21 protein-coding genes and 1 tRNA gene are annotated in these 20,578 nt (G+C 68.0%); 21 read left to right on the top strand and 1 reads right to left on the bottom strand.

Translation table 11 applies throughout. From position 1 onward, the window contains the following. Window positions 1-59 precede the first annotated feature (59 nt). The 7 genes from hfq to ACQ754_RS12540 all read left to right on the top strand — a co-directional run bounded on the left by hfq (window position 60) and on the right by ACQ754_RS12540 (window position 6,725). Complete coding sequence (hfq, locus tag ACQ754_RS12570; protein ID WP_440997377.1) at window positions 60-311, top strand: RNA chaperone Hfq; 252 nt, start codon at window positions 60-62, stop codon at window positions 309-311. Continuing rightward, entirely contained in the window at window positions 289-1,614 is a 1,326-nt protein-coding gene (gene hflX, locus ACQ754_RS12565; protein ID WP_440997376.1) for a ribosome rescue GTPase HflX, read from the top strand. Before hfq ends, hflX begins: the two co-directional genes overlap by 23 nt. Window positions 1,615-1,715: 101 nt before the next feature. Beyond that, a complete protein-coding gene (gene hflK, locus ACQ754_RS12560) occupies window positions 1,716-3,086 on the top strand; it encodes an FtsH protease activity modulator HflK (protein WP_440997375.1) in 1,371 nt (456 codons plus the stop codon). Further along, window positions 3,086-3,961 carry a protease modulator HflC gene (hflC, locus tag ACQ754_RS12555; RefSeq protein ID WP_440997374.1) on the top strand — a complete coding sequence of 292 codons (876 nt, stop codon included), beginning with the start codon at window positions 3,086-3,088 and terminating at the stop codon, window positions 3,959-3,961. The genes hflK and hflC overlap by 1 nt, the downstream gene beginning before the upstream one ends. A 43-nt stretch (window positions 3,962-4,004) precedes the next feature. Next, on the top strand, window positions 4,005-4,193 hold the full coding sequence (locus tag ACQ754_RS12550; RefSeq protein ID WP_440997373.1) for a DUF2065 domain-containing protein: 189 nt from the start codon (window positions 4,005-4,007) through the stop codon (window positions 4,191-4,193). A gap of 16 nt (window positions 4,194-4,209) precedes the next feature. Next, window positions 4,210-5,418 carry an ATP phosphoribosyltransferase regulatory subunit gene (locus ACQ754_RS12545; RefSeq protein WP_440997372.1) on the top strand — a complete coding sequence of 403 codons (1,209 nt, stop codon included), beginning with the start codon at window positions 4,210-4,212 and terminating at the stop codon, window positions 5,416-5,418. Window positions 5,419-5,432: 14 nt separating this feature from the next. Beyond that, on the top strand, window positions 5,433-6,725 hold the full coding sequence (locus ACQ754_RS12540; RefSeq protein ID WP_440997371.1) for an adenylosuccinate synthase: 1,293 nt from the start codon (window positions 5,433-5,435) through the stop codon (window positions 6,723-6,725). Window positions 6,726-6,792: 67 nt separating this feature from the next. Here the strand turns inward: ACQ754_RS12540 and ACQ754_RS12535 are convergent. Beyond that, a tRNA-Leu gene (locus ACQ754_RS12535) sits at window positions 6,793-6,879 on the bottom strand. A gap of 241 nt (window positions 6,880-7,120) precedes the next feature. Here ACQ754_RS12535 and ACQ754_RS12530 point away from each other — a divergent pair. The 14 genes from ACQ754_RS12530 to alr all read left to right on the top strand — a co-directional run bounded on the left by ACQ754_RS12530 (window position 7,121) and on the right by alr (window position 20,576). Further along, entirely contained in the window at window positions 7,121-8,455 is a 1,335-nt protein-coding gene (locus ACQ754_RS12530) for an ABC transporter substrate-binding protein (RefSeq protein ID WP_440997370.1), read from the top strand. A gap of 84 nt (window positions 8,456-8,539) precedes the next feature. Next, a complete protein-coding gene (locus ACQ754_RS12525) occupies window positions 8,540-9,379 on the top strand; it encodes an ABC transporter ATP-binding protein (RefSeq protein ID WP_440997369.1) in 840 nt (279 codons plus the stop codon). Then, window positions 9,360-10,067, top strand: coding sequence for an ABC transporter ATP-binding protein (locus ACQ754_RS12520; RefSeq protein ID WP_440997368.1), 708 nt, complete (start codon window positions 9,360-9,362; stop codon window positions 10,065-10,067). The genes ACQ754_RS12525 and ACQ754_RS12520 overlap by 20 nt, the downstream gene beginning before the upstream one ends. Window positions 10,068-10,070: 3 nt before the next feature. Beyond that, window positions 10,071-11,144: a branched-chain amino acid ABC transporter permease gene (locus tag ACQ754_RS12515; protein WP_440997367.1), complete on the top strand. Its 1,074-nt coding sequence runs from the start codon at window positions 10,071-10,073 to the stop codon at window positions 11,142-11,144. A gap of 4 nt (window positions 11,145-11,148) precedes the next feature. Beyond that, on the top strand, window positions 11,149-12,342 hold the full coding sequence (locus ACQ754_RS12510) for a branched-chain amino acid ABC transporter permease (RefSeq protein WP_440997366.1): 1,194 nt from the start codon (window positions 11,149-11,151) through the stop codon (window positions 12,340-12,342). 102 nt (window positions 12,343-12,444) lie between these two features. Further along, window positions 12,445-14,772, top strand: a complete 2,328-nt coding sequence (gene rnr / locus ACQ754_RS12505; protein ID WP_440997365.1) for a ribonuclease R — start codon at window positions 12,445-12,447, stop codon at window positions 14,770-14,772. Further along, window positions 14,769-15,515 carry a 23S rRNA (guanosine(2251)-2'-O)-methyltransferase RlmB gene (gene rlmB / locus ACQ754_RS12500; protein ID WP_440997364.1) on the top strand — a complete coding sequence of 249 codons (747 nt, stop codon included), beginning with the start codon at window positions 14,769-14,771 and terminating at the stop codon, window positions 15,513-15,515. Before rnr ends, rlmB begins: the two co-directional genes overlap by 4 nt. A 148-nt stretch (window positions 15,516-15,663) precedes the next feature. Beyond that, window positions 15,664-16,077 carry a 30S ribosomal protein S6 gene (gene rpsF, locus ACQ754_RS12495; RefSeq protein WP_440997363.1) on the top strand — a complete coding sequence of 138 codons (414 nt, stop codon included), beginning with the start codon at window positions 15,664-15,666 and terminating at the stop codon, window positions 16,075-16,077. A 10-nt stretch (window positions 16,078-16,087) separates the two neighbouring features. Beyond that, window positions 16,088-16,417: a primosomal replication protein N gene (gene priB, locus ACQ754_RS12490; protein ID WP_440997362.1), complete on the top strand. Its 330-nt coding sequence runs from the start codon at window positions 16,088-16,090 to the stop codon at window positions 16,415-16,417. A 7-nt stretch (window positions 16,418-16,424) separates the two neighbouring features. Then, a complete protein-coding gene (gene rpsR, locus ACQ754_RS12485) occupies window positions 16,425-16,649 on the top strand; it encodes a 30S ribosomal protein S18 (protein ID WP_440997361.1) in 225 nt (74 codons plus the stop codon). A gap of 1 nt (window position 16,650) precedes the next feature. Then, on the top strand, window positions 16,651-17,517 hold the full coding sequence (locus ACQ754_RS12480; RefSeq protein WP_440997360.1) for a hypothetical protein: 867 nt from the start codon (window positions 16,651-16,653) through the stop codon (window positions 17,515-17,517). Window positions 17,518-17,563: 46 nt separating this feature from the next. Beyond that, window positions 17,564-18,013: a 50S ribosomal protein L9 gene (gene rplI, locus ACQ754_RS12475; RefSeq protein ID WP_440997359.1), complete on the top strand. Its 450-nt coding sequence runs from the start codon at window positions 17,564-17,566 to the stop codon at window positions 18,011-18,013. A gap of 107 nt (window positions 18,014-18,120) precedes the next feature. After that, window positions 18,121-19,503, top strand: coding sequence for a replicative DNA helicase (gene dnaB / locus ACQ754_RS12470; RefSeq protein WP_440997358.1), 1,383 nt, complete (start codon window positions 18,121-18,123; stop codon window positions 19,501-19,503). After that, a complete protein-coding gene (gene alr / locus ACQ754_RS12465) occupies window positions 19,503-20,576 on the top strand; it encodes an alanine racemase (protein WP_440997357.1) in 1,074 nt (357 codons plus the stop codon). Before dnaB ends, alr begins: the two co-directional genes overlap by 1 nt. The last annotated feature ends 2 nt before the right edge of the window (window positions 20,577-20,578 follow it).

Below are 20,578 nucleotides of genomic sequence, written 5' to 3'. Positions count from 1 at the left end.
GGGTATAGAGGCTGTTCCCGCATAACAACAAGGGCCGGTAGCACGAAGGAGCATCAGGAATGGCCAAAGGGCAATCACTACAGGAACCGTTTCTCAACGCCCTGCGCAAGGAGAAGATCCCGGTCTCCATCTACCTCGTCAATGGCATTAAGCTTCAGGGCCAGATCGAGTCCTTCGACCAGTTCGTGATCCTGCTGCGCAACAGCGTCAGCCAGATGGTCTACAAGCATGCCATCTCCACCATTGTCCCGTCGCGGCACGTACGTGCCCATCAGCTAGAGGGATCGAGTGACGAAGAAGCCGATCAGTGATACGGCAACCGAGACGGTAGCGGCCCAGCTCTTCGAGCGGCCCGGCGGCGGCGAGCGGGCTGCCCTGGTGCAACTCGACGATGGCCGCCGCGCCGTCGACGAGGGGCTCGCCGAGCTCGCCGCACTGGCGGAGTCCGCCGGTGCCGAAGTCGTCGAGCGCCTGGTCAATCGCCGCGATCGTCCGGATCCGCGGTATTTCCTCGGCCGTGGCAAGGTAGACGAGCTCCGCGAGCGGCTCGCCAGCGCGGGCGCGGACCTGGTGCTCGTCAATCACACCCTCACTCCCGCCCAGGAGCGTAACCTGGAGCAGGCGCTGCAGTGCCGGGTGCTCGACCGCACCGGATTGATCCTCGACATCTTCGCCCAGCGGGCCCGCACCCACGAGGGCAAGCTCCAGGTGGAGTTGGCCCAGCTCCGTCACATTGCCAGCCGCCTGGTCCGCGGGTGGAGCCATCTGGAACGCCAGAAGGGCGGCATCGGCCTGCGCGGGCCGGGCGAGACCCAGCTGGAGATGGACCGGCGCATGCTCGGTCATCGCATCAAGCAGCTGGAGAAGCGCCTGGAGCGGGTGCGCCGCCAGCGCGGTCAGGGGCGCCAGTCCCGGCGCAAGCGCGAGCTCCCCGCCGTTTCGCTGGTGGGGTACACCAATGCGGGGAAATCCACCCTGTTCAACCGCCTCGCCCATGAGGGCGTGTACACGGCGGACCAGCTGTTCGCGACCCTCGATACCACGCTGCGCCGGATCGACCTCCCAGGCGGCGAGGCCGCTGTGTTCGCCGATACGGTGGGGTTCATCAGCGACCTGCCCCATCAGCTGGTGGCGGCGTTTCGCTCCACCCTTGAGGAAGTCGTGGAGGCGGACCTCCTGGTCCATGTCGTCGATGCCGCCGCCGACAACCGGGGGGATCAGGTGCGCGACGTGGAGGCGGTGCTCGAGGAGATCGGCGCCGGCGAGGTCCCCGTCCTCACCGTCTACAATAAGATCGACCTGCTCGGTCAGCCGCCGCGGGTCGATCGCGACGCGTCGGGGGTGGCGCGGGCGGTCTGGGTGTCGGCGGTCTCCGGCGAGGGGCTCGGCGAGCTGATCACGGTGGTCGGCGAGCGGGTCGGCGCGCAGCGCGCGCACGGCCGGCTGCGCCTGGGCGCTGCCGAGGGTCGGCTGCGCGCGCTGTTGTATCAGTCCGGTGATGTCATCGACGAGCAGGTCCTGGACAACGGGGACTGCCTCCTGGAGGTTAGCCTGCCCCAGCGCGAGGCCGAGCGCCTGCGCTGCCATGAGGGACTGCCCACCTTTGTCGAGTAACCTTCACGTGCCTTGCGGCCGTCGCAGGCGGATCATTAGAATCCGCCGCTGCGGCTGCGACCGGGCCTACGGGCCCCATCCAATGCAGGAGATCATCATCAATGGCCTGGAATGACCCCGGTGGCGATAACCGGGATCCCTGGAGTGGCGGCGGCGGCAATCAGGGACCGCCGGATCTTGACGAGTTGCTGCGCAAGGCGAAGGAACGGCTGAGCAGCCTCTTCGGCGGCAGTGGCTCCGGCGGCGAGAAGGGCTCCGGTTCCGGCGGCGGCGGTGGGCTACCCATCGGCCCCACCGGGATCGGCGTGATCGCCGGCGTGATCGTGCTCGGTTGGCTCGCCTCGGGGATCTACATTGTCGACGAGGGCCAGCGTGGCGTGGAGCTCACTTTCGGTGCCAATAGCGGCATCACCCAGCCGGGTCCGCACTGGCATTACCCCACACCCGCCGGCAGTGTCGAGCAGGTGGACGTCTCCGAAGTCCGTACCGTGGAGATTGGCTACGAGTCGATGGGCAACAGTACCCGGGAAGTGCTGCGCGAGGCGCTTATGCTGACCCGGGACGAGAACATCGTGAACCTCAAGGTGGCGATCCAGTACCGGGTCAGCGACCCCGCGGACTATCTGTTCAACCATCGCTCGCCGGACGACACCCTCAAGCAGCTCGCCGAGAGCGCGCTGCGCGAGGTGGTGGGCAAGGCGGAGGCCCCGGAGGGCGCCGAGATCCGGGCCACGGACGATCTCGATGAGCTGGCCGACGAGCTCTCCGACGAGCTCTCCGAGGAGCAGCTCGCCTCGCTCATCTCCGGCTCCGAGGATACCGATGACATGCGCCCGACGCCGCTGGAGTGGGTCCTCACCCAGGGGCGCGCGGAGGTCGCCCAGCAGACCGAGCAACTCATGCAGGATACGCTGGACGGTTATGAGGCCGGTTTCACCCTGATCCGGGTGGCGATCCAGGACGCCCAGCCGCCGGAGCAGGTGCAGCCGGCCTTCGCGGACGCCATCCGCGCCCGTGAGGACCAGCAGCGCACCATCACCCGGGCCCGTGGCTACGCCAACGCGCTGCTGCCCCAGGCCCAGGGCCAGGCGGCACGTATCCGCGAGGAGGCCCAAGCCTATCGCGAGCAGGTGATCGCCGAGGCCGAGGGTGAGGCCGATCGCTTTGTCGCCCTGCTGCAGGAGTATCAACAGGCCCCCGCTGTCACCGAGAAGCGCCTCTACATCGAGACCATTGAGCGGGTACTCAGCGAGTCCAGCAAGATCATGGTGGACGTCGACGGCGGCCAGCCGCTGATGTATCTGCCGCTGGACCGCATCCTCGAGCGCCGTGGCGCCAGCGATGACGGCGCTGATGAGGAGGATGCCGATGCCCGGGCCGGCGGTCTCTCCGATCGCCCGGGGGAGGGTAGCGACCGCTTCGCCCCGGTGGGCCAGGGCCGTGACACGCTGCGCACGCGGGAGGTGCGGTGATGGATCGCATGATTAAGACGGTGCTCATTCCCGCCGTGGCGGTGCTGCTGGTGCTGGTGTATTTCTCGGTCTATACGGTCGACGAGCGCGAGTACGCCATCAAGTTCCGCCTCGGTGAGGTCCTGACCGACGACATCGGGCCGGGGCTGCACTTCAAGACGCCGTTCATCAACAACGTGCGCAAGCTCGATCGGCGCGTGCAGACCCTGGATGCGGACCCCCAGCGCTTCCTTACCGCGGAGAACAAGAACCTCATCGTCGACTCCTTCGTGAAGTGGCGCATTACCGATCCCACGGAGTTCTACGTTTCCTTCGGCGGTGGCAACTTCCAGATGGCCAACTCGCGGCTGCGGGAGATCGTCCAACAGGGGCTGCGTGACGAGTTCGGCCAGCGTACGGTCAATGAGGTGATCTCCGGTGAGCGTGCCGAAGTGATGCGGATCCTGCGCGAGAGTGCGGAGGCGGCCACTAACGAAGTGGGCATTGAGGTCCTGGATGTGCGGATCAAGCGCGTCGACCTCCCCGAGGATGTCAACGAGTCCATCTTCGAGCGGATGGCCGCGGCCCGTGAGCGGGTCGCCCGGGAGTTGCGGGCCCTCGGCGAGGAGGCCGGTGAGCGCATCCGCGCCGAGGCGGATCGCCGGCGGACGGTGATCCTTGCGGAGGCGTATCGCGATGCCGAGCGCATGCGCGGTGAGGGCGACGCGCAGGCCACCGCGACCTACGCCGCCGCCTACGACCAGGAGCCGGACTTCTACTCCTTCTACCGCAGCCTGGAGGCCTATACCACCTCCTTCCGCAACAAGGACGACATGCTGGTGCTCTCGCCGGATAACGAGTTCTTCCGGTACTTCAACGAGCTGCAGTCGCCGTGAGCGCGACGGCGGGGGCGGGCGCCCCCGCCGCTGAGCGGTTATCATGTTCAACGACCTGTTGACGGCGCTGGCGCTGTTGCTGGTGATCGAGGGCATCATGCCCTTTCTGAGCCCGCGCTCGCTGCGCCGGGCGCTGTTCCAGATCGTCCAGCAAAACGATCGCACCCTGCGGTGGACGGGGCTCGTCACGATGGCCGCCGGTGTCGCGCTGCTCTACCTGGTGCGCCAGTGAACCCCGGGAGACGGAAATGAGCGATTCGAGCTACGCGCGCGGTGATCGCTGGCTGCTACCCGACGCGGTGGAGGAGCTGTTGCCGCCGCGGGCCATGGCCCTGGAGCGGCTGCGCCAGCGGGTGCTGGAAACCTGCACGGTCTGGGGCTATGAGTTGGTCATGCCACCGACCATCGAGTACCTGGACTCGTTGCTCACCGGTGCCGCCCACGACCTCGATCTCCAGACCTTCAAGATCACCGATCAGCTCTCCGGGCGCATGATGGGGGTGCGCGCCGATATCACGCCCCAGGCGGCGCGGATCGATGCCCATCAGCTCCGGCGCGACGCGCCGGTGCGGTTGTGTTACACGGGCACGGTCCTTCGGACCCGGCCGGAGGGGCTGACCGGTTCCCGCAACCCGTTGCAGGTGGGTGCCGAGCTGTACGGCCACGCCGGGGTGGAGAGCGATATTGAGGTGATCGCGCTGATGGCGGAGACCCTGCGTAGCGCAGGAGTCGGGACCATTCACGTCGATCTCGGCCACGTGGGGATCTTCCGCGGTCTCGCTCGGCAGGCCGGCCTGGGCGTAGACGCCGAGACGGAGCTCTGGGACGCGCTGCAGCGCAAGGCCGCCGCCGACATCGCGGCGCTGATCCGCGAGCACGGGGTCAGCGAGCCGGTGGCGGGCATGCTCTCCGCCCTGCCGGAACTCACCGGTGGTGTGGAAGTGCTGGACCACGCCAATGAGCGGTTGGCCGCCGGCGACGAGGAGGTCCACGAGGCCCTGCGGCGGCTTTGGTCCATCGCCGGTGCCCTTGAGCGTTGGTTGCCCGACGTTGCCCTGCACTTCGATCTCGGCGAGCTCCGCGGCTATCGCTATCACACGGGGGTGGTGTTCGCTGCCTTCGTCCCCGGCTGGAGCCAGGAGATCGCCCGCGGCGGGCGCTATGACGAGATCGGGGCCGTCTTTGGACGCCCGCGGCCGGCAACGGGCTTCAGCGCCGACCTCAAGGCGGTGCTGGCGCTCGCCGACGATACCGGCAGCACCGGAATGACCGCCCCGGCGGTCGGCGCCCCATGGGTGGATTCCGCCGCGCTGTTCCGGCGTATCGCGGAGCTCCGCGGGCGCGGCGAGCGCGTGCTGTGGCTGCTGCCGGGCCACGAGGATGAGGCGACGGCCATGGGCTGCGACCGGGTACTGGCCCGCCACGGTGAAGACTGGGTGGTGCAACCGCTGGACTGAACGGAAGGGGATTCATGGGCAACAGCGTAGTGGTCGTCGGCTCCCAGTGGGGCGACGAAGGCAAGGGCAAGGTGGTCGACCTCCTCACCGAAGGGGTATCGGCGGTGGCCCGCTTCCAGGGCGGGCACAACGCTGGCCATACCCTGGTCATCGACGGGGAGAAGACGGTGCTGCACCTCATCCCCTCCGGCATCCTGCGCGAGGGTGTGCTCTGCGCCATCGGTAATGGTGTGGTGGTCTCCCCGGCGGCCTTGCGCGAGGAGGTGGAGGCCCTCGAGGGCCGAGGCGTGCCCGCCCGCGAGCGGCTGCGGGTCAGCCCCGCCTGCCCGGTGATACTGCCCTCGCATCAAGCCCTGGACCAGGCCCGCGAGCGTGCCCGTGGCCACGCCGCCATCGGCACCACCGGGCGCGGCATCGGTCCCGCCTACGAGGACAAGGTGGCGCGTCGGGGGCTGCGCATCGGCGACCTGTTCCACCGCGAGCGGCTCGCCTCCAAGCTTGGTGAGCTGCTCGATTTCCACAATTTCGTGCTCCAGCGCTATTTCGGGGAGGCAACCCTGGACTTTCAGCGCATCCAGGACGAGTGCCTGGCGCATGCCGAGTTCCTGCGTCCGATTACCGCCGATGTGGCGGCGCTGCTTCATGACCGGCGGGAGGCGGGGGAGGACCTGCTCTTCGAGGGCGCGCAGGGGACGTTGCTGGATATCGATCACGGTACCTATCCCTATGTGACCTCCTCGAACACTACCGCCGGGGCAGCGGCCACGGGCACCGGCGTGGGGCCGCGGGACATCGACTACGTCCTCGGCATCACCAAGGCGTATACCACGCGGGTCGGCGCGGGACCCTTCCCCACGGAGCTCTTCGACGAGCTCGGCGAGCACATCGCCCGGCGGGGTCACGAGTTCGGCGCCACCACCGGCCGGCCGCGGCGCTGCGGCTGGTTCGATGCGGTGGCCATGCGGCGCTCGGCGCAGATCAACAGCTTCTCCGGGCTGTGCGTGACCAAGCTCGACGTACTCGACGAGCTCGAGACCCTGCGCATCTGCGTCGGCTACCGCAGCGCCGACCGCAGCAGCGCGGTGCTGCCGGCGGGGGCGGAGGCCGTGGCCGAATGCGAGCCGGAGTACGTGGAGCTGCCGGGCTGGCAGTGCTCGACGGTGGGGATCCGTCGCTATGAGGATTTGCCGGAGGCCGCGCGGACCTATCTCAAGCGCATCGAGGAGCTGGTGGGTGTGTCGGTGGACATGATCTCCACCGGGGCCGATCGGCACGATACCATCGTCCTGCGAAATCCCTATCAGTAGGACGCTCCGGCGCCGGGGAATGCCCACGAAAAAGGGCGGACCATCGGGCCCGCCCCTTCCGGGAGTTTGGTGCCGAGGAGAGGACTTGAACCTCCACGGGGTTACCCCCACTAGCACCTGAAGCTAGCGCGTCTACCAATTCCGCCACCTCGGCTTTCCCGTCGTCGACGCCGGGCGTCGGCGACAAGCGGCGCAAAGACTACCCTCCCGTGGCGGGGCTGTCAAACGCCCTGCCGACGGTTTCGCGCGAGGCGATTGCCCTTCGGCGAACAGCGTCTACACTCCTACCGTGAGGTGCGCGGCGAGTCCGTCGCACCGGACCAGAGCAAGAAGAAGTGGGCGCGGTGGCGTGAGGCCATCGGTGTCCCGTAAAGGCCCATATCAGGAGAGCAGCCATGCATGAAGACACGGCAAGCGTGACGGGCGGCAGTGCCCGCGGAATCCTCAGTGCCCTCGCACTCGGTGCGGCGCTGGTGACCACCAGCGTCGGTGCCCAGGACGCGCCGCCGGCGATCAAGCTCGGCCAGATCGCCCCGTTCACCGGTGCGGGGGCGGAATTTGGCGAGTTCTACCGGGACGGTGCCGCACTGGGCGTGGACCATATCAACGCCGCTGCCGAGGAGGTGCTCGGCGGCCCGGTAATCTCCGAGCACCTCGCCGAGGACACCAACACGCTGCCCACGCCGGCCATTGAGGCGGCCCGGCAGCTCGTCGAGGTTGAGGGCGTGCCCGCCATCGTCGGCGGTTGGTCCAGCGGCGTCACCGTGGCAGTGGCCACGTCGGTGACCATCCCCTCCGAGGTGCTGCAGATCTCCAACGGCTCCACCTCGCCGCTGATCTCGATCCTGCCGGAGGACAAGGACGCGGACATGCTGTTCCGCACCACCGCCTCCGACGCCCTGCAGGGCATCGTCGCCGCGCAGCTCGCCCGTGGCGAGATCTTCGACGACTACCAGGTGGATACAGCGTCGACCATCTTCATCAACAACCCCTACGGCCAGGGCCTGTCCAACGCCTTCGCCCGCGCCTTCCAGGCACGGGGTGGAACGGTCAACGCCCAGGTGCCTCATCCCGAGGAGCCGCAACCGACCTATACGTCCCAGCTGGCCCAGGCCTACCAGGGCGATCCGGACCTGCTGTTCGCGGCGAGCTATCCGGGCCACAGCTCGACCTTCCTGCAGGAGGCCCGGGATATCTTTGACCACACCACCTGGCAGTTCGTGGACGGCAATCGTTCCTCGGAGGTGATCAATGCCGTGGGGGCGGACGACCTGGAGGGCCTGATCGGCACGGCGCCCGGCCAGGACGAGAGCATCCCCGGCTTCCAGAACTTCGCTTCGGCGTTCGAGGATGCCTACGGCCACGACCGCATCCCGCCGTTCACTGAGTCCGCCTACGATGCCTCCATGCTGGTGGGCCTGGCGGTGGTCAAGGCCATTGCCGACGGCTACGATAACGCCGATGACATCACCGGCACCGTGCTCCGGGATCGCCTCCGCGAGGTGGCCAACCCGCCGGGACAGGACATCGTGGCCGGTGACGCGGAGAGCATCGCCGCCGGCATCCAGGCGATCCTGGACGGTGAGGATGTCGCCTACTCCGGGGCCGCCGGGCCGGCGGACTTCGACGACAACGGCGACGTGATCACGCCCATCGCCATCTGGAAGTACGCGGGCGGTGATATCGAGACTCTGCAGATCCAGTCCCCGGAGGATATCCCCGCCGAGTGATCCGGGGACCGAGTCGGCCCGCCGCGCCCGGCGGCGGGCCGTTTTCCGGTACACCCGGAGGACCAGACAACGAGTGAGGACAAGGTGAGCGACGAGACCGCAACCACAGAAGAAACCTCCACGACGCGCTCGTCCCCATCCGCCAAACCCCTGCTGGAAGTCACCGGCCTGCTGCGCGATTTCGGCGGTCTGCGGGCGCTGGACGGTGCGGACCTAGAGGTCCATGAAGGGACCATCACCGGCTTGATCGGGCCCAACGGTGCCGGCAAGACCACCCTGTTCAACGTGGTCACCGGCTTTCATGCCGCGCAGGGCGGGCGGGTGATCCTCGACGGGCACGATATCACCAATCTGCCGCCGCACCGGATCTTCCGCCACGGCCTGTGCCGGACCTTCCAGATCCCTCGGGAGCACGAAAGCCTCTCGGTGCTCGAGAACCTGATGCTGGTGCCAACGGATCAGGTGGGCGAGCAGCTGATCAGCGCCTGGCTGCGGCCGGGTGCCGTGCGTCGCCAGGAGCGTGAGATCCGGGAGAAGGCGCTGGAGGTGCTGGAGTTCGTCGAGCTCGGCCATGTGCGTGACGAGTACGCCCGCAACCTCTCCGGCGGACAGAAGAAACTCCTGGAGCTGGCGCGCACACTGATGACCGATCCGCGGCTGGTGCTGCTCGACGAGCCCGGCGCGGGGGTCAATCCGACGCTGATGCGCCGGCTCACCGAGAATATCCGCACCTTGAATCGCGAGCGTGGCATCACCTTCCTGGTCATCGAACACGACATGGACATGATCATGTCGTTGTGTGATCCGGTGATCGTCATGAGCGAGGGCCGGCAGCTGATGACCGGTTCCCCAGAGGAGGTGCGCAACGACCCGCGGGTGCTCGAGGCCTACCTGGGAGGGCAGTATGCCGTTGCTGAAGGCTGACGGGATTACCGCGGGCTACGGGGACACCGAGATCCTCCACGACGTGCATCTGGAGGTGCACGACGGCGAGATCGTCTCGCTGATCGGGCCCAATGGTGCCGGCAAGTCCACAGTGATGAAGACCATCTTCGGGCTGGTCCATCCCAAGCAGGGATCCATCCAGTTCCGCGACCAGGAGATCGCCGGGCTGACCCCCTACGAGGTGGTCAAGCGGGGGATGTGCTATGTGCCCCAAGTGGCGAATGTCTTCGTTCAGCTCACGGTGGAGGAGAACCTGGAGATGGGGGGGTACCTGCTCGAGGAGCGCCAGCTCCCCGAGCGCAAGGCGCGGATCTACGAGCTCTTCCCGAAGCTCGAGGAGCGCCGCCGCCAGCGCGCGGGCAAGATGTCCGGCGGCGAGCGGCAGATGGTGGCCATCGGTAGCGCGCTGATGCTGGACCCGGGGTTGCTGCTCCTCGACGAGCCCTCCGCCGGGCTGTCACCGAAGCTGGTGGACGAGATGTTCGAGAATATCCGGCGCATCAACGCGACGGGGCTGGCGGTGCTCATGGTCGAGCAGAATGCCCGCAAGTCCCTGGAAATGGCCGACCGTGGCTATGTCCTGGCCAGTGGCCAGAACCGCGTCGAGGGCGCCGGCCATGAGCTGCTCAACGACCCCGACGTGGGTCGTCTGTATCTGGGGGGTTAATCGATGAATGGGGGCGATCCGGCCAACACCGCCGGCGGCATGGTCCTGCGCGAGAAACGGCCCGGCGAGCGCCTGCGCGAGGTGGTCCAGACCCGCGCCTTCCTGCTGGTGGCGGTGGCCGCAGTCTTTGTGGCGCTGGTGGCCCTTGCCTGGGCCCAGGGCGTGGGCGGCGAGCGGCTGCTGTCCCTGGTGGCCTGGGGGCTGATGCTTGGGGGCATCATCGGACTCGGGAGCATTGGGCTGACGCTGGTCTACGGCGTGCTCAAATTCCCGAACTTCTCCCACGGTGCCTTGGTGACCTTCGGCGCCTACTTCACCTTCGCCCTGGTGGCCTTGCTACCCCAGGGGCAGACGCTGCGGCCGCTGTCCTTCGGCTGGGAATTCCTCGTGGCGCTGGTCCTCGCCATGCCCCTGGTGGGCCTGGTGGGCCTGGCGGTGGATCGGGTGGTCTACCGCCGCCTGCGCAATCAAAATGCGCACCTGGTGCTCTTCGCCATGGCCTCGCTGGCGATGGCGTTCTTCCTGCGCAGCATCATCTACATCCTCTGGGGACCGGATTTCCACTTCTACTACCCCGGCCGTGCCAACCCCGCCCTGGACCTGCCCCTGGGGATCCGCATACGCGCCGACCAGCTCTTCATCCTGGTGCTGGCCCTGGTGCTCATGGCGGCGGTGTATCTGCTCCTCGAGCGCACCCGCATCGGCAAGGCCATGCGGGCCACGGCGGACAACCCGGAGCTGGCCCAGGTCCGCGGGATCAATACCGAGCGGGTGATCGCCTGGACTTGGATGATCGGTGGCGCCCTGGCTGCGGCGGCGGGGACCATGTACGGGCTGTCCTCGCAACTGCGCCCGGAGATGGGCTTCTGGCTGCTGCTACCGATGTTTGCCGCCACCATCATGGGGGGTATCGGCAATCCCTACGGTGCGTTGGTGGGGGCGCTGATTATCGGTGTGACCCACCAGGTTTCCTCGGCATTCCTCGATCCGACCTACGGTCCCGCCGTGGCCTTCGTGCTTATGGTGATCGTCTTGCTGGTCCGGCCCCAGGGCCTGTTCGGCCGCTCGGGAGGGTAGCGCCATGTCGAGCATCGTATTGATCAAGGGCATCCTGCTGGTCATACCCGCCGTGCTGCTGATGGCGTTGGTGCTGCCGCCGCGCCCCTGGCGGCTGCCCGCCGCTGTCGTGATCGGGGCGGTCGCTGGCTTCGTCGCGGCGGCAGCGCTGCCGCCGGGCATCCTGGCCTATGTGGTGTCCTTCGCCATCATGGGCAGCGTCTACGCCATGCTGAGCCTCGGGCTGAACACGCAGTGGGGCTATACGGGGCATCTCAACTTCGGCGTGGCCGGTTTCTTCGCCGTGGGTGCCTTCACTTCAGCGCTGGTCACCGTGGAGGCCCCCACAGGGATGGCGGCGCAGTACACCCAGATGGCCTTCGGCCTGGACATGCCGTTCCTGGTGGGTGTAGCCGCGGCGGCGGCGGTCTCCGCGGTGGTGGCCTTCCTGGTGGCGGTGCCCGTGCTGCGGTTGCGGATGGATTTCCTTGCCATCGCCACCATCGGCGTGGCGGAGATCATCCGGTTGATCTTCCAGAACGAGCGCTGGCTCGCCAACGGCCCGCAGCCGCTGCGCGGCATCCCCCAGCCGCTGCAGTGCGCGGTGCGCGGTGATGTCTGCGAATGGCTCCCGGCCTGGGCGACCGCGTTGCTGGAGCCGTTGTCGCCGCGAGATTATCCGCTGATCTACCTGGTGATCATCACGCTGTTTTTGGCGGTGGTGTACATGGTCGTCGAGCGTGCCTGTCGCTCGCCCTGGGGGCGGATGCTACGGGCCGTGCGTGATGACGAGGGCTCGGCGGCGATGAACGGCAAACCCATCACCTATGTGCGCATCCAGTCCTTCGTGTTCGGGGCGGTGATCATGGGCATCGCTGGCGCTCTCTACGCCCATTACGTGGTGACCATCGACTACAGCCACTTCCACGCGCTGTTCGCCACCTTCCTGGTGTGGGTGATGCTCATGCTCGGCGGCAGCGGCAATAACCGCGGCGCGGTGATCGGGGGCTTCATCGTCTGGGGGGTGTGGAGCGGCACCGCCTTCCTGACCAGCGCCATCGAGCCGCTGCTGGCACTGATCTCCGATGACCTGCCCCGGCGGGCGGCCTACTTCCGCTGGCTGCTGGTGGCGCTCCTGCTCGCCGGCATCGTGCTGTTCCGGCCTCAGGGGCTGATCCGCGAGGAGAAGGTGGTTTCGCGCTATCTCCGCGGGCGCTGAGCGCGCTGGCATTTCAGTGCGAGCGGGTGCATGGAGCGGGGCCGATGGCGTATGCTTCCGCGCATTAATGGCGCCATTTGTTGCGAATAGGAAGCGAACCGCATGGCCAAAAAAGGTAGTGTCGATCCGGGTGCGGACCCGCATCTGGCGCGCGAGCAGGAAAAGTACGGGAACCCGGTCCCGAGTCGCGAGTATATCCTCGAGCAGCTCGAGGCGGCGGCGCGGCCCCTCGCCCGCAAGGAGCTTGCTGAGCTCTTTGGACTGACCGACGAGGATGCCCTTGAGGGTCTGCGCCGTCGGCTGCGCGCCATGGAGCGCGATGGCCAGCTCGTGCGCAACCGCCGCAACGGCTATGTGGTGGTGGACAACGAGGAGCTGGTGCGCGGGCGCGTGCGCTCCGGCCCGGAGGGCTGGGGCGTGCTGCGCCCGGACCTCCCCGGCGACACGGTGTTCCTCTCGCCCCGGGAGATGCGCAATCTCCTCCACGGTGACCGTGCGGTGGTCCGGATCACCGGCGTCGATCGCCAGGGCCGCCCGGAGGGCGAGGTGGTGGAGGTCCTGGAGCGGGCCAACCGCAGCATCGCCGGGCGCTACTTCGAGGAGAGCGGTGTCGGCTTCCTGGTGCCGGACAACAAGCGCCTGCACCAGGACGTCATCATCCCGCCGGATAACCGCGGCGACGCCCAAGACGGCGATCTGGTGGTGGTGGAGGTGTTGAGTCAGCCCTCCAAGCGCCGCCAGCCCATCGGCCGGGTCACCGAGGTAGTGGGGCGCCATATCCCCGAGGGCAGCGAGATCGACGTCGCCGCCCGGGTCCATGGCATCCCGGTGGAATGGCCGAAGGAGGTGGAGCAGGAGGCCGTGGCCTTCGGCGAGGAGGTGCCTGAGGCGGCCAAGCAGGGACGCAAGGATCTGCGCAAACTCCCCCTGGTGACCATCGACGGCCCCGACGCCCGGGATTTCGACGACGCGGTCTACTGCGAGCCCACCGAGAACGGCTGGAAGCTGCTGGTGGCCATCGCCGACGTGGCCCATTACGTGACCCCCGGCAGCCCACTGGACACCGAAGGCGCCGAGCGCGGCAATTCGGTGTATTTCCCCCGCAGCGTGGTACCCATGCTGCCCGAGGAGCTCTCCAACGGGCTGTGTTCGCTCAACCCGAAGGTGGATCGCCTGTGCATGGTCTGCGAGATGCAGATCAACCGCGAGGGCAAGGTGCGGCGCTCGCGCTTCTATGATGCGGTGATGCGCTCCCACGCCCGGCTGACCTACGACGAGGTCAAGGCCATCCACATCGATCGGGATCCGGAGGTGCGCCGGCGCTACCGCGGCATCCTCAAGTACATCGATCACCTGTTCTCGCTCTACCGCGTCCTGCGTAAGGATCGGGATCGCCGTGGCGCCATCGACTTCGAGACCACGGAGACGGAGATCGAATTCGACTCCGATGGGCAGATCGCGGCCATCCATCCCACCGAGCGCCATGATGCGCACAAGCTCATCGAGGAGTGCATGGTGCGGGCCAACGTGGCCGCCGCGAGGTTCCTCGAGCGCAAGCGCGTGCCCGCCCTCTATCGGGTGCACGAGCCGCCGGCGGAGGAGCGCCTGGATAACCTACGCCAGTTCCTGGCCCAGGTGGGACTGCGGCTGGAGGGCGGCGACAGTCCGGAGCCGAAGCATTACGCTGCGTTAATGCAACGCGTGCGTAGCCGCCCCGACCGACACCTCATCGAGACCGTCCTGCTGCGCTCGATGATGGCCGCGGAGTACCGCCCGGACAACGCCGGGCATTTCGGCCTGGCCCTGGATGCCTACACCCACTTTACCTCGCCGATCCGGCGTTATCCGGACCTGGTCGTCCACCGCGCGATCAAGCATGTCATCAACGGTGGCAAGCCGGCGGATTTCGGCTATAGCAATGACTACCTGGTTACCCTGGGCGAGCACTGCTCGATGACTGACCGGCGCGCCGAGGAGGCGAGCCGCGACGCCGAGATGACGCTGAAGTGCCGCTATATGGCCGAACGGGTGGGCCAGGAGTTCAACGGTGTGATCAGCGGGGTCACCAGCTTCGGGCTGTTCGTGGAGCTCGAGGGCATCTACGTGGATGGGCTCATCCACATCACCAACCTCGAGAGCGATTTCTTCCACTTCGACCCGGTCGGCCACCGCCTCACCGGCGAGCGTACCGGCAAGGAGTACCGGCTTACCGATCGTATCCGGGTACTCGTTGCCCGGGTGGATATCGACGAGCGCAAGATCGATTTCCAGCCGGTGGCCCACCCCCTCGGCCCGGACGGTGAGCCCTTGGAGGGGGGTGGCACGCGTAGCAGCAAGCGCCGCCAGGAGCAGGGCAAGGGCGGTAAGAGCGCCAAGAGCGGGAGGCGACGCCGGCGTCCCGGACGGCGGCGCGGCGACGGCGACAGTTGAGCGCCACCCTACAGACCCTGTTCGGCCAGCATGCGGTGCGTTCCGCGCTGCGTTACGACCCCACCCGCGTGGTGGAGGCCTGGGTGGATGCGCGGCGCCGGGATCCGCGGGGGCGCCGGCTGCGTGAGCAGCTGGAGGCCGCCGGGTGCCCGGTCCACGACGCCGACCGTCGGACCCTGGACCGGCTGTCGGGGGGTGGTGCCCACCAGGGGGTGGTGATCCGCTATCGCGGTGACGAGCCCCGCGGTGATCAGGCGCTGCTCGAGCACTTGGATGTCCTGGAGGGGCCGCCGTTGCTGCTGGTCCTCGACCAAGTCCAGGATCCTCACAACCTGGGTGCCTGCCTGCGTACCGCCGATGCCGCGGGGGTCGACGCGGTGATCGCCCCCCGGGACCGGGCGGCGGGGCTGACCCCGGTAGTCCACAAGGTGGCCGCCGGCGCGGCCTCCCGGGTACCGTTCTACCAGGTCACCAACCTCGCTCGCAGCCTTCGCGCCCTGCGCGCGCGGGGTATTTGGCTGGTGGGGGCCGCGGATTCCGCCGACGCTGACCTCTACACCAGCGATCTCACCGGCCCCATCGCCCTGGTGCTCGGCGCCGAGGAGCGCGGCCTGCGCCGGCTCACCCGGGAGGCCTGTGACACCGTGATCCGCATCCCCATGGCCGGCGGTGTCGAGAGCCTCAATGTCTCCGTGGCCACCGGCGTGGTTCTGTTCGAGGCGGTGCGCCAGCGTCGTTGTTGATGTTTCCCATTGCCTGTACCCGCGGCTTGGCGCGTGCCGGCGTTCCGGGTATCATTGCCCGTTCGCCCGTTCCGGGCGTCTCCTTGCTGTCCGCCGCCGCGCGGATGGCTTTCATGACCTCCGGGTCAGACAACCGTAAGGAGTGACAATGCGACACTACGAAATCGTCTTCATGGTCCACCCGGACCAGAGCGATCAGGTGCCCGCCATGATCGAGCGCTACCGCAACCTCATCGAGGGTGGTGGCGGCAGCATCCATCGGCTCGAGGACTGGGGGCGCCGGCAGCTCGCCTACCCGATCAATAAGCTCATCAAGGCCCATTACGTCCTGATGAACGTGGAGTGTACCCCGGCGGAGCTCGACGAGCTGGTTTCGCTGTTCCGGTTCAATGACGCCGTCATCCGGCATATGACCCTGTCCCGCCAAGAGGCGGTGACCGAGCCGTCGCCGCTGGCCAAGAACCAGGACGAGCGGCGCGACGACGAGCGGCGCGACGACGAGCGTCGCGACGACGAGCGTCGCGAGGAAGAGCGCAGCGGCCGGGAGTCCTCGGAGGCCTGAGCGGGCCGTCGTGGCCGCGAACCGCGTACGCTTGACCGGCCGCCTCGTGGAGACGGCCCGGCTGCGGTACTCGCCGGCCGGGGTCCCCATCGCCCGCTTCCTGCTCGAGCACGAGTCACGGCAGGAGGAGGGCGGCGCGAGCCGTCCCGTGCGTTTCCGGGTCGGCGTCCGCGCCGCCGGCGATGCGGTGGGCGAGGGGCTCACCCGCTGGCCGCCGGGCACGGAGATCACCGTCGAGGGGTTTTTGGCCCGTGCCCGGCAGCGGGACGGGGACAATCGCTTGATCATCAGCGCCGACCGGATAGAGAGCACCGGCGGCGCGCACCAATATCGGGAGTAATCGAGACATGGCACGTTTTTTCCGTCGCAGGAAGTATTGTCGGTTTACCGCGGAGGGCGTGAAGGAGATCGACTACAAGGATCTCAACACCCTGCGCAACTACATCACGGAAACGGGCAAGATCGTCCCCAGCCGCATCACCGGCACCGCCGCGCGCTACCAGCGGCAGCTCGCGCGGGCGATCAAGCGGGCGCGCTACCTGGCGCTTCTGCCCTACACCGACCGCCACTGACATGCAGGCGCTGGCGGCCTTCGTCATGCGTGGTCGCCTCGCGGCCATCGCGGTGACGGCCGTTGCCGCGATGATGCCGCTGCTGCTGTGGTTGAGCGCTGCGGCGGTGGCGCTGGTGACCCTGCGGCGTGGGGTCAACGAGGGGCTGCTGGTGACGGTGGGCGCCAGCGTCGTGCTCGGTGCGGTCAGCGCGGTCAGCCTCGGTAGCCCCGTGCCGGCGCTGCAGGCCCCGCTCCAGGTGTGGCTGCCGATGGTCGCCATCGCTGGCTGCCTGCGGGTGACGGTTTCGCTGGGTCGTACCCTGGAGCTGGCCGCGGGTCTCGCTGCGCTGGCAGTGTTGCTGTTCCACCTAGCGGTGGGGGATGCCGGGGCCTACTGGCGGGACATGCTGGTGCGGGCCTCGGAGCTGTTCGCCGACCCGGCCATGCGCGAGGCGCTCCAGCAGCAGGCCGGGGACGTGGCGGCGATGATGACCTCGCTGTGGTTCGGCAACCTGCTGTTCGTGGGCGTGGCGAGCCTGCTGCTCGGGCGCTGGTGGCAGGGCCTGCTGTATAATCCGGGCGGGTTCGGTGCCGAGTTCCGGGGGCTGCGGTTTTCGCGGGCGTTCACAGTGGCGGCGCTGGTGCTGCTGGTCCTGGGTGGTTTCGCCGGTGGCGGGCTCGTCTATGACCTCGCGTTGGTGGTGAGCACGGTGTTCCTGTTTCAGGCGCTGGCAGTGGCCCACGCCCTGGTCCACGAGCGCGGCGCGAGCCGTGTCTGGCTGGTGGTGGTCTACCTCACACTGGCGCCGTTTGCGCGCATCTACGCCCTGCTCGGCATGGTCGACGTCTTCGTGGACGTACGCCGGCGGGTCTCGCGTCCCGCCTGAAGGCGGTGATGGACTGCAATCGCAAGACTGGTTTTGGGGATTGGTAATGGAAGTCATTCTGCTTGAGAAGATCGATAATCTCGGCGATCTCGGCGATCGCGTGAAGGTTCGTGCCGGCTATGGCCGCAATTACCTGCTGCCGCAAGGCAAGGCACGGATGGCGACGGCGGAGAACATCCGCTACTTCGAGGAGCGTCGTGCCGAGCTCGAGCGCCAGGCCGCGGAGCAGCTCGCCGCCGCCCAGCGTCGTGCCGAGCAACTCACCGGCCTGACCGTCACGATTCAGGCCAAGGCCGGCGAGGAGGGTAAGCTCTTCGGCTCTGTGGGTACCGCCGACATCGCCGAGGCGATCACCACGGCCGGGGTGCCGGTGGAGCGCCATGAGGTGCGGATGCCGGAGGGACCGTTGCGGCAGACCGGCGAGTACGAGATCGAGCTGCACCTGCACTCCGGCGTCGACACCACGGTGAACGTGGTCATCGAGGGCGAAGGCTGAAGTAGGTCGGCGTATCCCATGGCCGCGCGTCGCCCCGGACGCGCGGCGTCGGCGGGTGTGCCCTGTCCGGGAAGGTGAGGCAGCCCCGAGCGGGCGCGGAGGTGGCGATGGCCGAGGCGCGTGCCGCCCTGAGCGAGACCGAGGCACTGAAGGTGCCGCCCCATTCCATGGAGGCCGAGCAGGCGGTCCTCGGTGGGCTGATGGTGGATAACGCGGCCTGGGATCAGGTCGCCGACCGGGTCTCCGAGCCGGACTTCTACCGCCGGGACCACCGCCTCATATTTCGCGCCATGGAGAGCCTGGCCGAGGCCGGCCAGCCCATGGACGCGGTCACCCTCTCGGAGTGGCTGAAGGCCAACGGCGAGCTCGAGGACGCGGGGGGGCTGCCCTATCTCGGGGCCCTGGCCAAGGATACCCCTAGCTCGGCGAATATTCGCGCGTATGCGGACATCGTCCGCGAGAAGTCCGTGCTGCGCCAGCTCATCGCCGCCGGCACCGAGGTGGCCAGCTCCGGCTACACGCCGGATGGCCGCACCAGCGAGGAGCTGCTGGATCACGCCGAGCGCACCATATTCGAGATCGCCGAGCAGTCACGGCGCCACCGGCGCGGCTTTATCGGCGTGCGCGAGATCCTGCCCGATGTCGTTGACCGCATCGACACCCTGTACCACCAGGATGGCGACGTCACCGGCTTGCCCACGGGGTTCAGTGACTTTGACCGCATGACCTCCGGGCTGGAAGGCGGTGACATGGTGGTGGTGGCGGCCAGGCCCTCTATGGGCAAGACCACCTTCGCCATGAACGTCGCCGAGAACGTCGCGATGCACGACGACACACCGGTGGCGGTGTTCAGCATGGAGATGCCCGCGGATGCCCTGGCGATGCGAATGCTCGCCTCCCTCGGCCGGGTGGAGCTGCAGAAGATCCGGTCCGGGCGTCTGGCGGATGATGACTGGCCGCGACTGACCAGCACCATGAACCTGCTCTCGCGGGCGAAGCTGTTCATCGACGACACGCCCGGGCTCACGCCCACGGAGATGCGTGCCCGGGCCCGGCGATTGAAGCGCGAGCATGGTCTCGGGCTGATCCTCATCGACTACATCCAGCTCATGCAGCTGCCCGGCTTCAAGGAGAACCGCGCCCAGGAGGTCTCCGAGATCTCGCGCTCGCTCAAGGCCATGGCCAAGGAGTTGGAGGTGCCGGTGATCGCGCTCTCCCAGCTCAACCGCAGCCTCGAGCAGCGCCCCAACAAGCGCCCGGTGATGTCCGACCTTCGCGAGTCGGGAGCGATTGAGCAGGATGCAGACGTCATCGTGTTCATCTACCGGGATGAGGTCTATAACGAGGACAGCCCGGATAAGGGCGTCGCCGAGATCATCATCGGCAAGCAGCGCAACGGGCCGGTGGGCACGATGCGGCTGACCTTCCTCGGCCAGTTCACCCGCTTCGAGAACCACATCGAGGACATATACGGGAGCGAGGCCTGGTAGTGACCCGGATCGCCCGTGCCACCATCCATGCCGCTGCCCTGCGTGAGAACCTCGCCGTCGTCCGCCGGCATGCCCCCGGCGCGCGGGTGATGGCGGTGCTCAAGGCCGATGCCTACGGCCATGGGTTGCTGCCGGTCGCCGATGCCCTCGCCGGGGCCGACGCCCTGGCAGTGAGCTGCCTTGCCGAGGCGCTTCCCCTGCGGGAGGCGGGGTTCGGGCATCGCGTGGTGCTCCTCGAGGGCTTTTTTAGTGGCGACGAGATTCCCCTCTTCGCGGAACGGCGGCTGGATGCCGTGATCCACGCCCCCTGGCAACTGGATTGCCTGGAATCGGCCGCGCGGGGGCGGCCCATCGACGTATGGATCAAGGTGGATACCGGCATGCACCGGCTCGGTTTCCCGCCGGAGGCCGCGGCGGGCGTGTACCGGCGCCTACGTGCCTGCCCAGCGGTCGGCGAGATCCGCTGGCTCACCCATCTGGCGAGTGCCGACGACCGCGATGACCCCACCACCGGTGCCCAGGTCGACGACTTCGAGGCGGCACGGGGCGAACTCCCCGGCGAGGTGTCCCTGGCCAATTCCGCCGGCACCCTGGGCTGGCCCGTGGCCCACGGGGACTGGGTGCGTCCGGGTATCTGCCTGTATGGCGCGTCACCGTTCATCGACGGTGGCGGGCGGCCGCCGTTGCGCCCGGCCATGACCCTGGAGGCCCGGCTCATCGCCGTGCACCGCCGTTGTAAGGGGGACCGTATCGGCTATGGCGGCGGTTTCACCTGTCCGGAAGACATGCCGGTGGGCGTTGCCTCCATCGGCTACGGCGACGGCTATCCCCGGCACGCCCCCAATGGCACGCCCGTGCTGGTGGCGGGGCACCTGGCCGCCCTGGCCGGGCGGGTATCCATGGACATGCTGTGCGTCGACCTGCGGGGCGCCCCGCAGGCGGCCCCCGGTGACCGGGTCACCCTATGGGGCGAGGGGTTGCCCGCGGAGCGCGTCGCGGACGCCGCCGGCACCATTGCCTACGAGCTCTTCTGCCGGCTCACGCCCCGCGTCGAGCGAATCGTGGAGGAGTGAGC

The organism is Arhodomonas sp. SL1, assembly GCF_052060015.1.
GTDB lineage: Bacteria > Pseudomonadota > Gammaproteobacteria > Nitrococcales > Nitrococcaceae > Arhodomonas.
This window is presented reverse-complemented; position numbering and strand designations above follow the sequence as displayed.

Excerpts from the sequence above, each read along its gene's own strand:
- rnr (WP_440997365.1), top strand. The coding sequence starts at position 12,445 with ATGGCCAAAAAAGGTAGTGTCGATCCGGGTGCGGACCCGCATCTGGCG.
- ACQ754_RS12545 (WP_440997372.1), top strand. The coding sequence starts at position 4,210 with ATGAGCGATTCGAGCTACGCGCGCGGTGATCGCTGGCTGCTACCCGAC.
- ACQ754_RS12515 (WP_440997367.1), top strand. The coding sequence starts at position 10,071 with ATGAATGGGGGCGATCCGGCCAACACCGCCGGCGGCATGGTCCTGCGC.
- rpsF (WP_440997363.1), top strand. The coding sequence starts at position 15,664 with ATGCGACACTACGAAATCGTCTTCATGGTCCACCCGGACCAGAGCGAT.
- ACQ754_RS12530 (WP_440997370.1), top strand. The coding sequence starts at position 7,121 with ATGCATGAAGACACGGCAAGCGTGACGGGCGGCAGTGCCCGCGGAATC.
- hflC (WP_440997374.1), top strand. The coding sequence starts at position 3,086 with ATGGATCGCATGATTAAGACGGTGCTCATTCCCGCCGTGGCGGTGCTG.
- hfq (WP_440997377.1), top strand. The coding sequence starts at position 60 with ATGGCCAAAGGGCAATCACTACAGGAACCGTTTCTCAACGCCCTGCGC.
- hflK (WP_440997375.1), top strand. The coding sequence starts at position 1,716 with ATGGCCTGGAATGACCCCGGTGGCGATAACCGGGATCCCTGGAGTGGC.
- rplI (WP_440997359.1), top strand. The coding sequence starts at position 17,564 with ATGGAAGTCATTCTGCTTGAGAAGATCGATAATCTCGGCGATCTCGGC.
- ACQ754_RS12510 (WP_440997366.1), top strand. The coding sequence starts at position 11,149 with ATGTCGAGCATCGTATTGATCAAGGGCATCCTGCTGGTCATACCCGCC.
- dnaB (WP_440997358.1), top strand. The coding sequence starts at position 18,121 with ATGGCCGAGGCGCGTGCCGCCCTGAGCGAGACCGAGGCACTGAAGGTG.
- rpsR (WP_440997361.1), top strand. The coding sequence starts at position 16,425 with ATGGCACGTTTTTTCCGTCGCAGGAAGTATTGTCGGTTTACCGCGGAG.
- ACQ754_RS12520 (WP_440997368.1), top strand. The coding sequence starts at position 9,360 with ATGCCGTTGCTGAAGGCTGACGGGATTACCGCGGGCTACGGGGACACC.
- ACQ754_RS12540 (WP_440997371.1), top strand. The coding sequence starts at position 5,433 with ATGGGCAACAGCGTAGTGGTCGTCGGCTCCCAGTGGGGCGACGAAGGC.
- ACQ754_RS12480 (WP_440997360.1), top strand. The coding sequence starts at position 16,651 with ATGCAGGCGCTGGCGGCCTTCGTCATGCGTGGTCGCCTCGCGGCCATC.
- ACQ754_RS12550 (WP_440997373.1), top strand. The coding sequence starts at position 4,005 with ATGTTCAACGACCTGTTGACGGCGCTGGCGCTGTTGCTGGTGATCGAG.